The 15,084-nt window shown below is 69.4% G+C and carries 13 protein-coding genes; all 13 read left to right on the top strand.

Annotated elements, in window-relative coordinates; all coding sequences use genetic code 11:
• Positions 1 to 3: 3 nt before the first annotated feature.
• Positions 4 to 900: a diacylglycerol/lipid kinase family protein gene (locus AC5YDV_RS09760; protein ID WP_496183337.1), complete on the top strand. Its 897-nt coding sequence runs from the start codon at positions 4 to 6 to the stop codon at positions 898 to 900.
• 1 nt (position 901) lies between these two features.
• Positions 902 to 3,682 carry a DEAD/DEAH box helicase gene (locus tag AC5YDV_RS09755; RefSeq protein ID WP_496183336.1) on the top strand — a complete coding sequence of 927 codons (2,781 nt, stop codon included), beginning with the start codon at positions 902 to 904 and terminating at the stop codon, positions 3,680 to 3,682.
• A gap of 42 nt (positions 3,683 to 3,724) precedes the next feature.
• On the top strand, positions 3,725 to 4,486 hold the full coding sequence (hisF, locus tag AC5YDV_RS09750) for an imidazole glycerol phosphate synthase subunit HisF (RefSeq protein WP_496183335.1): 762 nt from the start codon (positions 3,725 to 3,727) through the stop codon (positions 4,484 to 4,486).
• A gap of 1 nt (position 4,487) precedes the next feature.
• The gene (locus AC5YDV_RS09745; protein WP_496183334.1) at positions 4,488 to 4,901 is read left to right on the top strand and encodes an HIT family protein; all 414 of its coding nucleotides are present in this window, start codon (positions 4,488 to 4,490) and stop codon (positions 4,899 to 4,901) included.
• Between the two features lie 233 nt (positions 4,902 to 5,134).
• Positions 5,135 to 6,880: an acetolactate synthase large subunit gene (locus AC5YDV_RS09740; protein ID WP_496183333.1), complete on the top strand. Its 1,746-nt coding sequence runs from the start codon at positions 5,135 to 5,137 to the stop codon at positions 6,878 to 6,880.
• Complete coding sequence (gene ilvN / locus AC5YDV_RS09735; RefSeq protein ID WP_496183332.1) at positions 6,877 to 7,410, top strand: acetolactate synthase small subunit; 534 nt, start codon at positions 6,877 to 6,879, stop codon at positions 7,408 to 7,410. The genes AC5YDV_RS09740 and ilvN overlap by 4 nt, the downstream gene beginning before the upstream one ends.
• A 53-nt stretch (positions 7,411 to 7,463) precedes the next feature.
• The gene (gene ilvC, locus AC5YDV_RS09730; protein WP_496183331.1) at positions 7,464 to 8,492 is read left to right on the top strand and encodes a ketol-acid reductoisomerase; all 1,029 of its coding nucleotides are present in this window, start codon (positions 7,464 to 7,466) and stop codon (positions 8,490 to 8,492) included.
• Positions 8,493 to 8,577: 85 nt separating this feature from the next.
• Positions 8,578 to 9,174 (top strand): HD domain-containing protein, encoded by a 597-nt coding sequence (locus AC5YDV_RS09725; RefSeq protein ID WP_496183330.1) that lies wholly within the window; start codon positions 8,578 to 8,580, stop codon positions 9,172 to 9,174.
• 3 nt (positions 9,175 to 9,177) lie between these two features.
• Positions 9,178 to 10,011 carry an IclR family transcriptional regulator gene (locus AC5YDV_RS09720; protein WP_496183329.1) on the top strand — a complete coding sequence of 278 codons (834 nt, stop codon included), beginning with the start codon at positions 9,178 to 9,180 and terminating at the stop codon, positions 10,009 to 10,011.
• A 105-nt stretch (positions 10,012 to 10,116) separates the two neighbouring features.
• Positions 10,117 to 11,313: a cytochrome P450 gene (locus tag AC5YDV_RS09715; RefSeq protein ID WP_496192474.1), complete on the top strand. Its 1,197-nt coding sequence runs from the start codon at positions 10,117 to 10,119 to the stop codon at positions 11,311 to 11,313.
• Positions 11,301 to 12,431 carry a PEP/pyruvate-binding domain-containing protein gene (locus AC5YDV_RS09710; protein WP_496183407.1) on the top strand — a complete coding sequence of 377 codons (1,131 nt, stop codon included), beginning with the start codon at positions 11,301 to 11,303 and terminating at the stop codon, positions 12,429 to 12,431. Before AC5YDV_RS09715 ends, AC5YDV_RS09710 begins: the two co-directional genes overlap by 13 nt.
• Before the next feature lie 42 nt (positions 12,432 to 12,473).
• Positions 12,474 to 14,336, top strand: coding sequence for a PEP-utilizing enzyme (locus AC5YDV_RS09705; protein WP_496183327.1), 1,863 nt, complete (start codon positions 12,474 to 12,476; stop codon positions 14,334 to 14,336).
• Complete coding sequence (locus tag AC5YDV_RS09700) at positions 14,329 to 15,078, top strand: SDR family NAD(P)-dependent oxidoreductase (protein WP_496183326.1); 750 nt, start codon at positions 14,329 to 14,331, stop codon at positions 15,076 to 15,078. Before AC5YDV_RS09705 ends, AC5YDV_RS09700 begins: the two co-directional genes overlap by 8 nt.
• Positions 15,079 to 15,084 lie beyond the last annotated feature (6 nt).

The raw sequence follows: 15,084 nt of genomic DNA, 5'->3' as shown, positions 1-15,084 counted from the left end.
CGCATGAAGGACATGGCCCTGGTCGTGAACCCCGAGGCGGGGCACGGGCGGGCACTCCACCTGACCCCTGCCATCGAGGCGCGACTGGGTGCCGCGGGCTTCCGGGTCACCCGCACGCTGGCCCAGTCCAGCGAGCATGCCCTGGCCACCTGCTCGGACGCGGTGGCCGCGGGCGTGGACGGCGTCGTCGTCGTGGGCGGGGACGGCATGGCCCACCTCGGGCTCAACGCCTGCGCCCGCAGCGGCGTCCCCCTGGGCGTGGTGCCCGCCGGGACGGGCAACGACTTCAGCCGCGGCGTGGGCGTGGGGCCCGGGTGGCGAGAGGCCGTGGACTCGGTCGTGGCCGGGGTGGTCCGCACCATCGACCTCGCCGAGGTCACCGGCCACCTGTACCAGGGGTCGAGCGAGTACGTCGGCTGTGTCGTGTCGACGGGCTTCGACGAGATGGTCGCCTCGCGCGCGAACGCGCTCCCGATGAACCTCGGTGCACCCTCGTACGCCTACGCGGTGCTGGCCGAGCTCCGCCAGTTCAAGCCCCTGCGCTATCGGCTGGTCATCGACGGCGAACCGCGCGAGCTCGACGCCATGCTCGTCGCGGTTGCCAACAGCGGCATCTTCGGCGGAGGTGTCCGCATCGCCCCCGACTACGACCTCACCGATGGCCTCCTCGACGTGGTGATCGTCCACCCGGTGCCGCGTCGCACCCTCCTGGCGCTGTTCCCCCGCCTGATGACGGGCCGGAGCTACGCGAACCCGGCCCTCGAGCGGCTGCGGGCGCGCAGCATCGTCGTGGACGGGGACGGCCTGCACGGCAGCGGGGACGGCGAGCCGCTCGGCGTGCCTCCCCTCACGGTCACGGCTGCGCCGGGAGCGCTGACGATCTTCGCCCAGGAGCCCTGACATGGTCACTGACCGTCCCGCACCCCACCCGGGCCCCGCGTTCGCCGAGTTCGAGGAGGCGTTCCCGTTCGAGCTGGACCCGTACCAGCGCGACGGGTGCGCCCACGTCGAGGCGGGGTCGGGCGTCCTCGTCGCCGCGCCGACGGGCGCCGGCAAGACGGTGGTGGGGGAGTTCGCCGTCTTCCTGGCGCTGCGCGAGGGGCGCAAGTGCTTCTACACCACGCCCATCAAGGCGCTGAGCAACCAGAAGTACCACGACCTGGCCGAGCGGTTCGGGTCCCACCGGGTCGGCCTGCTGACCGGGGACACCTCGATCAACGGCGACGCCCCCGTCGTCGTCATGACGACCGAGGTCCTGCGCAACATGATCTACGCCAACTCCTCGACGCTGAGGAACCTCGGGTTCGTCGTCATGGACGAGGTGCACTACCTCGCCGACCGCTTCCGCGGGGCGGTGTGGGAGGAGGTCATCATCGGCCTGGCGCCGTCGGTGCAGGTCGTCTCGCTGTCCGCGACGGTGTCCAACGCCGAGGAGTTCGGCGACTGGTTGGACGAGGTGCGCGGCGGCGTCGAGGTCGTGCTGAGCGAACGGCGTCCGGTGCCGCTGTACCAGCACGTCATGGCCGGACGCCGCCTCTACGACCTGTTCGACGACGTCGCCCCGACCGCGGTGGTGGACAGTGCGATCGGCCTGCCCCGGGGGGACGTCAACCCCGAGCTGGTGAGGCTGGCCAAGGAGGAGTCCAAGTTCGTCCGCGACGACAGCCGGACCCCGCGAGGACGCCGCGCCCGGGATCGCATCGACCGCAACGCCCCCAGCCGTGGCCAGGAGGCGCCCAAGCTCATCCCGCGGCGTGACGGTGCCATCGAGAAGCTGGACGCCGAGGGACTCCTGCCCGCCATCTACTTCATCTTCAGCCGTGCCGGCTGCGACCAGGCCGTCGGCCAGTTGCTGCGCTCGGGCATTCGGCTCACGAACGCCGCCGAGCGCACGGAACTGGACGCGCTGGCCGGCTCCGCCACCACGGGGCTGAGCCGCGACGACTTGGAGGCCCTCGACTTCGACACCTTCGCCGAGGCGCTCCGCCGGGGCATCGCCGCCCACCACGCGGGCATGCTCCCGGCGTTCAAGGAGTGCGTCGAGGAGGCGTTCGTCCGCGGCCTGGTGAAGATCGTGTTCGCCACCGAGACCCTCGCGCTGGGCATCAACATGCCGGCCCGCTCCGTCGTGCTGGAGAAGCTCGTCAAGTACAACGGTGAGGCCCACGTCGACATCACGCCGGGGGAGTACACCCAGCTCACCGGGCGCGCGGGGCGGCGCGGCATCGACGTCGAGGGCCACGCCATCGTGATGTGGCAGCGCAACTTCGACCCGCGCTTCGTCGCCGGACTCGCCTCGCGTCGCACCTACCCGTTGCGGTCGTCCTTCTCGCCGACCTACAACATGGCCGTCAACATGGTGGCCCGCGTGGGGCGGGAGAAGGCGCGCGGACTCCTGGAGCAGAGCTTCGCCCAGTTCCAGTCGGACCGGTCCGTCGTGGGGCTCGCCCGCGCCGCCGCGCGCAACACCGAGAAGATCGCCGCGCTCTGGGCGGACGCCGCCTGCGACAAGGGGGACTTCACAGCCTACGCGCGGCTGCGGGCCGAGATCGGCCGCCTGGAGGCGGAGGCCGCGAAGTCCCGCCGGGCCGACCGGAGGGCGGAGTCGATCTCGGCCCTGCTGGAACTCTCCGCCGGTGACATCATCGGCGTGCCGTCGGGTCGCCACGAGGGCTGGGCGGTCGTCATCGACCCCGGGGTGGGGCGCGACCGCGCGAACCCGTCCCCGCTGGTGATGACCGAGCAGCGCCAGGTCAAGAAGCTGTCGCTGACCGACTTCCCCTCCCCGCCGGTCGTGGCGGGGCGCATGCGGGTGCCGAAGCACTTCGACGGTGCCTCGGCCAAGGACCGCCGGAACCTGGCGGCCGCCTTCCACACCAAGCTGGCGGCACTCGACACGCGCCAGTCCCGGTACCAGCCGGCGGCCATGGACGCCGAGCTCCAGGCCGAGGTCAGCCGGCTCCGGGGGCTCGTCAAGGAGCACCCCTGCCACGCGTGTCCTGACCGCGAGGTGCACGCCCGCGCCGCCGAGAAGGCCCTGCGCCTGGAGAAGGACACCGCCGACCTGCGTGCCCAGACGGAGCGCCGGACGAGCACGATCGCAACCCGGTTCGACAAGGTGTGCGGTGTACTGTCGACGCTGGGCTACCTCGACGAGGCCGGGGAACGCGTGACGGACGCGGGCCGCATGCTGGCACGCATCTACTCCGAGCTGGACCTCGTCACCGCCGAGGCCATCCGTGCCGGCGTCTTCGACGAACTCGACGCCGCGGAACTCGCGGCGGTGCTGTCCACCCTGACGTACGAGTCGCGGGGTGGCGACGTACGGCGTCCGGCCTCGATGCCGAACCGCTCGACCGAGATCGCGCAGACGCTGTTGCGGCGGATCTGGCGCGAGGTGCGCCTGCTCGAGCGCGACCACAGGCTCGAGGGTGGACGCGACCCCGACATCGGTTTCGCCCAGGCCACCCATGCGTGGGCCAACGGTGCGGCGCTGGGAGACATCCTCGACGAGACCGAGCTCACGGCCGGCGACTTCGTCCGCTGGATGCGGATGGTCATCGACCTGCTCGGCCAGGTGGCGGACGCCGCGGGCGACGGCGTCGTCCGCGACAACGCGCGTGAGGCGATCGGACGCCTGCGCCGCGGCGTCGTGGATGCCGCCTACCTCGAGGACGACTGAACACGAGAGCTCGTCGACCCGCCCGCTCGGTAGGGTGGACGCATGGGTGTGGCAATCCGGGTGATCCCGTGTCTCGACGTGCACGACGGCCGCGTGGTGAAGGGCGTCAACTTCCTGGACCTCCGCGACGCCGGTGACCCGGTCGAGCTCGCCCGCCTCTACGGTGAGCAGGGCGCCGACGAGTTGACCTTCCTCGACATCTCCGCCTCCGCGCAGGGCCGCGCGACGACCTACGAGATGGTGGCCCGTACCGCGGAGACCGTCTTCATCCCGCTGACGGTCGGCGGGGGCGTGCGCGCCGTCGAGGACGTGGACCGCCTCCTGCGCAGCGGCGCGGACAAGGTCGGCATCAACACCGGCGCCATCGCCCGCCCCGACGCGATCAACGAGATCGCCGGCCGCTTCGGCCGCCAGGTCGTCGTGCTGAGCCTGGACGCCCGTCGCGAGGCCGGCCAGCCGTCCGGCTTCGGCGTGACGACCCACGGTGGACGCCAGTCCGCCGGCCTGGACGCCATCGCCTGGTGCCGCGAGGCCGTCGAGCGGGGGGCGGGGGAGATCCTGCTCAATTCCATGGATCGCGATGGCACGACCGACGGCTTCGACCTGGAGATGATCGAGGCCGTCCGCTCCCAGGTGGACGTGCCCGTCATCGCCTCGGGTGGGGCCGGCACCGTCGAGCACTTCGTCGACGCGGCCCGCGCCGGCGCGGACGCCGTGCTCGCGGCGTCCGTCTTCCACTACGGCACGCTCACCGTGGGACAGGTCAAGGAAGGCCTCTCCGGGGCCGGATTCGAGGTTCGCTGACATGGGTTCGACCGACAACCCCACCTGCATCTTCTGCAAGATCGTCGCGGGGGAGATCCCCAGCAAGAGGATCTACGCCGACGAGCACGCGATCGCCTTCCTCGACGTGGCCCCGTTCAAGCGCGGGCACACGCTGGTCGTGCCGCGGACGCACGTCGCCGATGTCCTGGCGGACGCCGACGTGCTGGCGTCCCTCGCACCTGCCATCCGGGCCACCGGGACTCTCCTGATGGAGAGGCTAGGCGCCTCGGGCCTGAACGTCGTGTCGAACTTGGGCGAGGACGCCGGCCAGTCGGTGTTCCACCTGCACTTCCACCTCGTGCCGCGCTACGCCGACGACGCAGGCTTCGCGGCGATGGTGGAGAGGGTCGACGGAATCGACACGGACGAGGTGTTCGCGACGCTGACGGCGTGAGCGGCGGCCCTCGTCCGCATCCCGGACATTCTGGGACGGCGGCACCACGTGAGGCGGAACTGGCGCTAGGGTGAAGCCCGTGCACATGAGCGCTCTCGTAGTTACCCCGCGCGTCGCCTGAGTCGCAGACTCCCGACGACGCGCTCCCTCGCCTGCCCGGTTTGTCGGCAGCGGGGGTTTTTTGTTGCTACCTGGACCCATGCCGGCACACCGACACCGAAGGAGATGATCGCATGACTGATGACCACCAGCTCAAGTCACTCACAGGGGCACAGGCCCTGGTCGAATCGCTGGAGCGCGTCGGTGTAGAGGTCATCTTCGGCATCCCCGGCGGCGCGATCCTGCCGGCGTACGACCCGCTCGGCCAGAGCGAGTTGCTGCGCCACATCCTCGTGCGTCACGAGCAGGGTGCGGCCCACGCCGCCGAGGGCTACGCCATGGCGACCGGACGCGTGGGCGTCTGCATGGCGACCTCGGGCCCCGGTGCCACGAACCTCGTCACCGGCATCGCCGACGCGTACCTCGACTCCGTCCCGATCGTCGCGATCACGGGGCAGGTGGCCTCGACCGCCGTCGGCACGGACGCCTTCCAGGAGGCTGACATCCGCGGCATCACGATGCCGATCACGAAGCACTCCTTCCTGGTGACGCGCGCCGAGGACATCCCGAGCGCCATCAAGCAGGCCTTCCACATCGCCGGCACCGGACGCCCCGGGCCCGTCCTGGTCGACATCACCAAGGACGCCCTGGTCAACTCGGCCCCGTTCGAGTGGCCCAGCGACATCGACCTGCCCGGGTACAAGCCGACCGTGACGCCGCACTCCAAGCAGATCCGCGAGGCGGCCAAGCTGATCACCCAGGCGTCCCGGCCGGTCCTGTACGTGGGTGGCGGCGTGGTCAAGTCCAAGGCGTACGAGGAGCTCGCCGAACTCGTCAAGATCACGCAGATCCCGCTGGTCACGACGCTGATGGCCCGCGGCGCGTTCCCGGACGACCACGAGCTGCACATGGGCATGCCCGGCATGCACGGCACCGTGTCGGCGGTGGGCGCCCTGCAGCGCTCCGACCTGCTGATCACCCTCGGTGCCCGGTTCGACGACCGGGTCACCGGCAAGCTGGACACGTTCGCCCCCGACGCGAAGGTGATCCACGCCGACATCGACCCGGCGGAGATCGGCAAGAACCGTCACGTCGACGTCCCGATCGTGGGCGACGTGAAGCTCACCATCGCCGAACTCAACCAGGCGCTGCGTGGGGAGGACCTCGGTGACTACTCCGCGTGGCGCGCCTACCTGACCAACCTGAAGACGAAGTACTTGGTCGACCCGGAGCCGAAGAAGGACGACATGCTCAGCCCCGAGTACGTCATCAAGCGCATCGGTGAGCTGTCGGGGGACGCCATCTACGCCACCGGCGTGGGCCAGCACCAGATGTGGGCCGCCCACCTGCTGCCGTTCGACAAGCCCGGACGCTGGCTCAACTCCGGCGGCGCCGGGACGATGGGCTACTGCGTCCCGGCCGCCATGGGGGCCAAGGTCGGCCAGCCGGAGATGACCGTGTGGGGCATCGACGGGGACGGCTGCTTCCAGATGACCAACCAGGAGCTGGTCACCTGCGCTCTGAACGACATCCCGATCAAGATCGCCGTCATCAACAACGAGTCCCTCGGCATGGTCCGCCAGTGGCAGACCCTGTTCTACGGCGAGCGATACTCCAACACCGACCTCAAGAGCCGCCGGGTGCCGGACTTCCCGATGCTCGCGGAGTCGATGGGCGCCGTCGGCCTCCGGGCCGAGACGGTCGAGGAGGTCGACGAGGTGATCAAAAAGGCGCTCGAGATCAACGACCGGCCCGTGGTGGTCGAGTTCGTGGTCCACAAGGACGCCATGGTCTGGCCGATGGTCCCGGCCGGCACGAGCAACGACGACATCCTGATCGCCAAGGACCTGGCGCCCGACTGGGAGGACGAGATCCTGTGAACACCCACACCCTGAGCGTCATCGTCGAGAACAAGCCGGGCGTCCTGGCTCGCATCTCCGGACTCTTCGCGCGGCGCGGCTACAACATCGAGAGCCTGGCTGTCGGTCCGACCGAGCGCCCCGAGATCAGCCGCATCACCCTGCAGGTCGGCGTCCAGTCCCCCGAGGTGCTGGAGCAGATCACCAAGCAGCTGAACAAGCTCGTCGAGGTGCTGAAGATCGTCGAGCTGGAGGAGTCGGCCGTGCGCCGCGAGCTGCTGCTCGTCAAGCTCAAGGCAGACCCGGCCTCCCGCAGCCAGATCATCGAGATCGTCCAGCTGTTCCGCGGCAAGACCGTGGACGTGCACAACGACTCCCTGGTGGTCGAGGCGACCGGCAGCCCGGACAAGCTCGACGCCCTGCTCGAGATGCTGCGCCCGTACGGCGTCCGCGAGCTCGTCCAGTCGGGCCTCGTGGCCCTGGGGCGCGGCTCGAAGTCGCTGACCGACCGTTCCGCCAAGGTCGACCGGGCGCGCCCCGGCGTCCGGTGATGACACACTGAAACCCAACCGCACCGATCAGTCACAGTAAGGAAGTAACCCACATGGCAGAGATGTTCTACGACGCCGACGCCGACCTGTCGATCATCCAGGGTCGCACGGTCGCCGTCATCGGCTACGGCTCCCAGGGCCACGCGCACGCGCTCAGCCTGCGCGACTCGGGCGTCGACGTCCGCGTGGGGCTGCGTGAGGGCTCGTCCTCGCGGGCCAAGGCCGAGGCCGAGGGCCTGCGTGTCGTGTCGGTGGCCGAGGCCGCCGCCGAGGCCGACCTGATCATGATCCTGGCGCCCGACCAGCACCAGCGGAAGATCTACGCCGAGGAGATCGCGCCCAACCTGCAGCCCGGCGATGCCCTGTTCTTCGCGCACGGCTTCAACATCCGCTTCGGCTACATCAAGGCCCCCGAGGGCGTCGACGTCTGCATGGTCGCGCCGAAGGGCCCGGGCCACCTCGTCCGCCGTGAGTACACCGAGGGTCGAGGCGTCCCGGTGATCGTGGCCGTCGAGGTGGACGCCACGGGCAACGCCTGGCCCCTGACGCTGTCCTACGCCAAGGCCATCGGCGGCCTCCGCGCGGGTGGCATCAAGACCACCTTCACCGAGGAGACCGAGACCGACCTGTTCGGCGAGCAGGCCGTGCTGTGCGGTGGTGCGTCCGCGCTGGTCCAGGCCGGCTTCGAGACCCTCGTCGAGGCGGGCTACCAGCCCGAGGTCGCCTACTTCGAGTGCCTCCACGAGCTGAAGCTGATCGTCGACCTCATGTACGAGGGCGGCATCGCCAAGCAGCGTTGGTCCGTCTCCGACACGGCGGAGTTCGGTGACTACGTCTCCGGCCCGCGCGTCATCGACGCCCGCGTCAAGGAGAACATGAAGGGCGTGCTGACCGACATCCAGTCCGGCGCGTTCGCCAAGCGCTTCATCGACGACCAGGACGCCGGCGCGCCGGAGTTCAAGAAGTTCCGCGAGGCGGGCGAGCAGCACCCCATCGAGGCCACCGGCAAGGAGCTCCGCAAGCTGATGGCCTGGGTCAAGAGCCACGACGACGACTACGTCGAGGGCACCGCGGCCCGCTGAGTCGCACACCCTGCCCGAGCGGCGGTGACCGGTCTCCCGGTCGCCGCCGCTTGGTATTTGCCCCCGTACGCGGTTTCATGGGCTCATGGACGCCACGATGGCACGGGTGTGGGAGGCCGCCGTCCCCCACCTCGACGTGCGGGACAACGACGTCCACACGCTGTACGCCCACTCCCTGGCCACAGTGCTGCTCGCCGAGCATCCCGAGGCGGACGCCCGCGTGGTGGAGACGGCGATCCTGCTGCACGACATCGGCTGGTCCCAGGTCCCGCCGGACGAGGTGCTGAGCGCCATCGCCCCCGGGGGTGGACGCCCTGACCTCGTCCGCCTGCACGAGCGCGAGGGTGCGGCGATGGCTCGAGAGATCCTGGAGTCCCAGGACACACCGCCGACCGTCGTCGAGCGCGTGGTCCAGATCATCGACGGCCATGACAGCCGCAAGGAGGCGCTCTCGCTCGAGGACGCGCTGGTGAAGGACTCCGACAAGCTGTGGCGGCTCACGCCGCACGGCGTCCGGACGGTGCGGGGCTGGTTCGGCCTCCCGCCGGCGGAGACGCTGGCCCTCATCGAGGGGCGCGTCCACGAGCACCTGTTCACCGACGCCGGACGCCGCATTGCACGGGCGCTGGCCGCGCTCGCGCGTGTCGACGTCGGCGATCGGTTGGCCGCGCTCCGGGTCTGAGCGATGGCTCGCCGCTCGGAGGGCCAGGCGGGCCGTTCGGTGACGTCCAAGGTGCTGGCCATCCTGGAGGTCTTCGCCTCGGGTGCCCCGAGCGTGTCGTTGAGCACGATCGCGGAGCGGGCCGACCTCCCGCTGCCCACCGCCCACCGGCTGGTGGGGGAGTTGGTCGAGGGAGGGGCTCTCGTCCGGCACCCCAGCGGGCAGTACGCCATCGGCGTCCGGCTCTGGGAGATCGCCCAGAACAGCTCACGCCCGCTGCGTGAGGCGGCGCGTCCCCACCTCCAGGACCTCTTCTCCCTCACCGGGGAGACCATCCACCTCGCGCTGCACGACGGTCGGCACGTGCTCTACATCGACCGAATCTACGGATCCCGCCGTGTGCCCCGCGCCTCCCGCGTCGGCGGACGCCTCCCGCTCCACGCGACGGCCGTGGGCAAGGTCATCCTCGCCCACCAGGAGGAGTGGTTACAGCAGGCGTACGCCCACGGGCCGCTGGAGGCCCCCACGCGCCACACGCGCGTCCGGCCGCAGGCCCTGCTCGCCGAACTGGCGGAGGTCAAGAAGCAGGGGTTCGCCCGCACCAACGAAGAGGTGCGCGTGGGGGCAGCCTCGCTGGCCGTGCCCGTCTTCTCCGAGGACGGCCGCGTCCGCGTCTCGCTCGGGATGGTCGTCCAGTCGACCCAAGCCGACCACATGATGCGTCACCTGCCGACGATGCAGGGCATGGCGGGCCGCCTCTCGACCGTCGCCCGGTTGGCGGAGGAACTCTCCGAATCACCCGCTTCCATTCAATGGAAGGCGTCCATTGCCGGGCAGAGGGGAGAGGCGACAGGCTGAGGCCAACCTCGACACGAAGGAGTGACCGTGGCCCAGAACCTCGACACCCAGAACGCCCCTGCAGGTGCATGCCCGGTTGACCACCACGGGTACGAGCCGTTTGCCATGAAGGATCCGTTCCCCGCGTACGCCCGGCTGCGCGCCGAGGAGCCGGTCATGTTCGACGAGCGGACCAACCTGTACGTGGTCAGCCGCTACGATGACGTGAAGGCCGTGTTCTCGGATTGGGAGACCTTCTCCAGCGAGAACGCCCAGAAGCCCGTCCGCAGCCGCGGCGAGGCCGCGAAGAAGATCATGGACGAGGGCGGCTTCACCGCGTACTCCGGGCTCTCGGCCCGAGTCCCCCCGGATCACACCCGCCTGCGCAAGGTCGTACAGCGCGCGTTCACCCCCCGTCGCTACAAGGCCATGGAGCCGATGATCCGGGAGAACGTCGTCCGGATGATCGAGAAGATGCTCGCCAAGCCGGAGCGCATGGCCGACATCTACCGCGAGGTCGCGTACGACCTGCCGACCATCACCATCCTCAGCCTCTACGGCGAACCCACGGACCAGGCGCGGATCGAGCAGCTGAAGACGTGGTCCGAGGCCCGGGCCGTCATGACGTGGGGCAACCTCACCGACGACGAGCAGGTCCCCTACGCCCACAAGTTGGTGGACTACTGGAACGACTGCCAGGCGCTCGTGGCCAACGCGCACGCCAACCCGGACGGAGACGGCCTGGTCTACGACCTGGTCCGGGCTCAGGCCGAGGGCGACCCCATCACCGACCACGAGATCGCCTCCGTCTGCTACAGCCTCCTGTTCGCCGGCCACGAGACCACCACCACCCTGATCACCAACACGATCCGCGTCCTGCTGTCGCACCCCGAGGCGTGGGACGCCGTCGTGGCCGATCCCGCCAAGATCCCGGGCGCGATCGACGAGGTCCTGCGCTACTCCGGCTCGATCGTCGCGTGGCGCCGCAAGGCGCTGAAGGACGCCGAGGTCGGCGGGGTCGCCATCCCGGAGGGCTCCGAGCTGCTCCTTCTGATGGGCTCGGCCAACCGGGACGAGGGCCACTTCACCGACGGCGAGGCCTTCGACATCGAGCGCGCCAACGCACGTGAGCACCTGTCCTTCGGCTACGGCATCCACGTCTGCCTGGGCAACCAGCTCGCCAAGCTGCAGGCCAAGATCGCGACGGAGGAGATCAGCCGCATGGTCCCGAGCCTCCGCCTCGCCGAGGGGGCGGACATCGACTTCCTCGAGAACCTCTCCTTCCGCGTCCCCACGTCCCTGCCCGTCACCTGGGAGTCCTGACACTCACGACGATCGACACCACCTACACCTGGCCGTTCGACGCGGGTCTTGAGCCCGACCACGCCCAACTCGGGGGCAAGTGCGGCTCCCTGGTCTCCATGACGACCGCCGGCATGCCGGTCCCCCCCGGGTTCGCCGTCACCACCGCCTCGTACGAGAAGTTCATCGAGGAGGCCGGCATCGCGGACGCCATCGCGGAGCAGCTGAAGGGGGTCGACCCCGAGGACATCAACGCCGTCGACGCCATCTCCGCCGGCATCCGCGAGGCCATCATGAGCTACGAGATGCCCCACGAGATCCGCGAGGCCACTTATGCGGCGTACGAGGCGCTCATGGAGCAGTGCGGCGGCGAGGTCCCCGTCGCCGTGCGCTCGTCCGCCACCGCCGAGGACCTGCCCGACGCCAGCTTCGCCGGCCAGCAGGACACCTACCTGTGGCTGACGGGGGTGAAGAACGTCACCCACCACATCCGCAAGTGCTGGGCCTCGCTCTACACGACGCGCGCCATCATCTACCGCCTGAAGAACAACATTCCCGACGAGGGGCTGGGCATGGCGGTGGCCGTCCAGAAGATGGTGAACGCGGGCCGGTCCGGCGTCGCCATCACCATGGACCCGACCAACGGCGACCGGTCCAAGATCACCATCGACGCCTCCTACGGCGTCGGCGAGATGGTCGTCTCGGGTCAGGTCACCCCGGACAACATCATGCTGGACAAGGTCACCCTGGCCACGGTGTACGAGCACATCGGCGACAAGCACGCCGAACTCGTCCCGGATCCGGAGACCAGGAGCTTGGTCGAGCGCGAGGTCGAGCCGGAGCGCTCCAGCGTCCGTTGCCTGACGGACGCCGAGGTCAAGGCCATCGCCCAGATGGCCAAGCGCTGTGAGAAGCACTACAAGACGCCGCAAGACATCGAGTGGGCCCTCGACAACGACCTCCCCGAGGACCAGAACCTCCTGCTGCTGCAGTCCCGTCCCGAGACCATCCACTCCAACAAGCCGAAGCCAGCGGAGGCCCCGGCGGCGCCCGCACCCAAGTTCTCCATGAGCAGCATCACCGCCTCCATGCTCGGCACCAAGAAGGCCCCCGCCGAGCCCCACTGGCCCGTGCAATGACGCACGCGTCCTCCTCCACCACTTGCGAAAGGACCTCCTGACATGGCCACGAAGAAGTCATTCCCGAAGCCCTCGGACCTCGAGACCCCACCCGGCGCTGAGGGCTGGGAGAAGATCTACCCGTACTACCTGGTCTTCCAGGACGAGATGAAGGAAGAGGAGGACGAGAAGTTCTGGTTCTGCGACAGCCAGCACTGGCCGACGGTTTTCAAGCCGTTCGAGACCATCGGTGGCGAGTTCGCCGTGAAGTGCCTGGGCCAGGTCAACTCCCGGCACCTCATGATCCCGAACGCCAACGGCATCGAGTTCCGCATCCACCTCGGCTACCTCTACATGTCGCCGGTCGCCGTGGAGCCGGACAAGATCGCCGAGCGCGTCCCCGACTTCGAGGAGCGCGTGGGCTACTACTTCCAGAACTGGGACCGCCTGCTCGAGGCCTGGCACGTCAAGGTCAAGAACACCATCGACGAGATGGAGGCCATCACGTTCAAGCCGCTGCCGGCCAAGGTGCCCATGGAGGACATCTACACCGGCAAGGGGCTGGACGGCTCCGAGGTCCTCATGGCCAACTTCGAGAAGCTCATCGCGCTGGCCTACCAGAACTGGCAGTACCACTTCGAGTTCCTCAACCTCGGCTACATCGCCTACCTCGACTTCTTCAACTTCTGCAAGGACGTGTTCCCGAACATCCCCGACCAGTCGATCGCGACGATGGTGCAGGGCGTCGACATGGAGCTCTTCCGTCCGGACGACGAGCTGAAGAAGCTGGCGCTGCTCGCCCAGAAGCTCGGGCTCCACGAGCACTTCGAGGACGTCTCCGACGCCCAGGCCACCCTGCGCGCCATTGAGCACTCCGCGGCCGGCCCCGTCTGGATCACCATGTGGGAGAAGGCCCAGGACCCCTGGTTCAACTTCACGGTCGGCAACGGCTTCTACGGGCACGACAAGTACTGGAACGCCCACCCCGAGATCCCGCTGGACTACATCAAGGACTACCTGCGCCGCCTCGAGGAGGGCCAGGACATCATGCGTCCGGTCGAGGAGCTCATCCGCGAGAAGGACCGCATCGTCGAGGAGTACCGCGACCTGCTGGACGACGACGTCCGCCAGGCCTTCGACGCCAAGCGCCAGCTCGCCGCGACCGCGTACCCCTACGTCGAGAACCACAACTTCTACATCGAGCACTGGACGATGGGCGTCTTCTGGCGCAAGGTCCGCGAGCTGTCGAAGCTGTTCGTCGAGGCGAACTTCTGGGACGAGGACGACGACATCCTGTACCTCACCCGCACCGAGGTGCGCGAGGCCCTCTTCGACTACGTCACCTGGTGGGGCGTCGGCGCCCCGCGCGCGCTCGGTGAGGTGCACTGGCGTCCGATCATCGAGGAGCGCACCAAGATCGTCGACGCGTTGAAGACCCGTCGTCCGCAGCCCGCGCTGAACACGCCGCCGGAGTCGATCACCGAGCCGTTCACCCGCATGCTGTGGGGCATCACCACCGAGCAGGTCGAGCAGTGGCTCTCCGACGACGAGGAGGGCTCGGGCCTCAAGGGCATGGCGGCCTCCCCGGGCATCGCCGAGGGGCCGGCCCGCGTCATCATGACCTCCGACGAGCTGGCCGACGTCAAGCCCGGCGAGATCCTGGTGGCTCCGGTCACCGCGCCGTCCTGGGGTCCGATCTTCGGCAAGATCGCCGCGGCCGTCACCGACATCGGCGGCATGATGAGCCACGCCGCGATCGTCTGCCGCGAGTACGCGCTGCCGGCCGTCACCGGCACCGGCTCGGCGTCCACCACGATCCAGACCGGGCAGATGCTCCGGGTCGACGGTGGCAAGGGCACCGTCGAGATCCTCGACGACCTGCCGCTGATCGAGGTGCACCACGACGAGGAGCCGGCGCATGTCTGACCAGCGCACCGTGCTGGTCACGGGGGCCGCGGGCGGGCTGGGTCGGGCGTTCGCGCTCGGCTTCGCCGCCCGCGGCCACCGGGTCGCGGTCGCCGACGTCAACTCCGACGGCGTCGCCGAGACGGCACGGCTGGTCGAGGAGCACGGCGTCCCGGCGTGGCACGGCCGCGTCGACGTGACCTCGACCGAATCGACCGAGGCGCTGGCCGCCCAGGTCGCGGAGTTCGGCGGCGGCCGGATCGACGTCCTGATCAACAACGCCGCCATCTACGCCAGCCTCACCCGCACGCCGATGGAGGAGATCGACCCGGGGGAGTGGGACGCCGTCATGGCGGTCAACCTCAAGGGCCCGTGGCTGATGGCGCGCGCCTGCAGCCCGTACCTCGTGGACGGCTCCAGCATCATCAACCTCGCCTCGGCCACCGTCTACAGCGGCTCGGAGAAGTGGGCCCACTACGTCGCCTCCAAGGCGGGCGTGATCGGCCTCACCCGCGTCCTGGCCAAGGAGCTCGGACGCCGCGGCGTCCGGGTCAACACCATCGCCCCCGGCTTCACCCTCACCGAGGCCAGCTACGGGATCATGGGCGACGCTGCGGCGTCCTACGGCGTGGACCGCGGCTCCCTGAAGCGGGCCAGCGAGCCCGAGGACATCGTCGGCGCCGCCCTGTTCCTGGCCGGGCCCGACAGCAGCTTCGTCACCGGACAGACCATCGTCGTCGACGGTGGCCGCCAGTTCATCTAGGAGGAC

The sequence above is a fragment of the Propioniciclava sp. LT432 genome (genome assembly GCF_059515965.1).
Note: the sequence above shows the minus strand (reverse complement) of the source record. Positions and strands in the feature narration are given on the sequence as shown.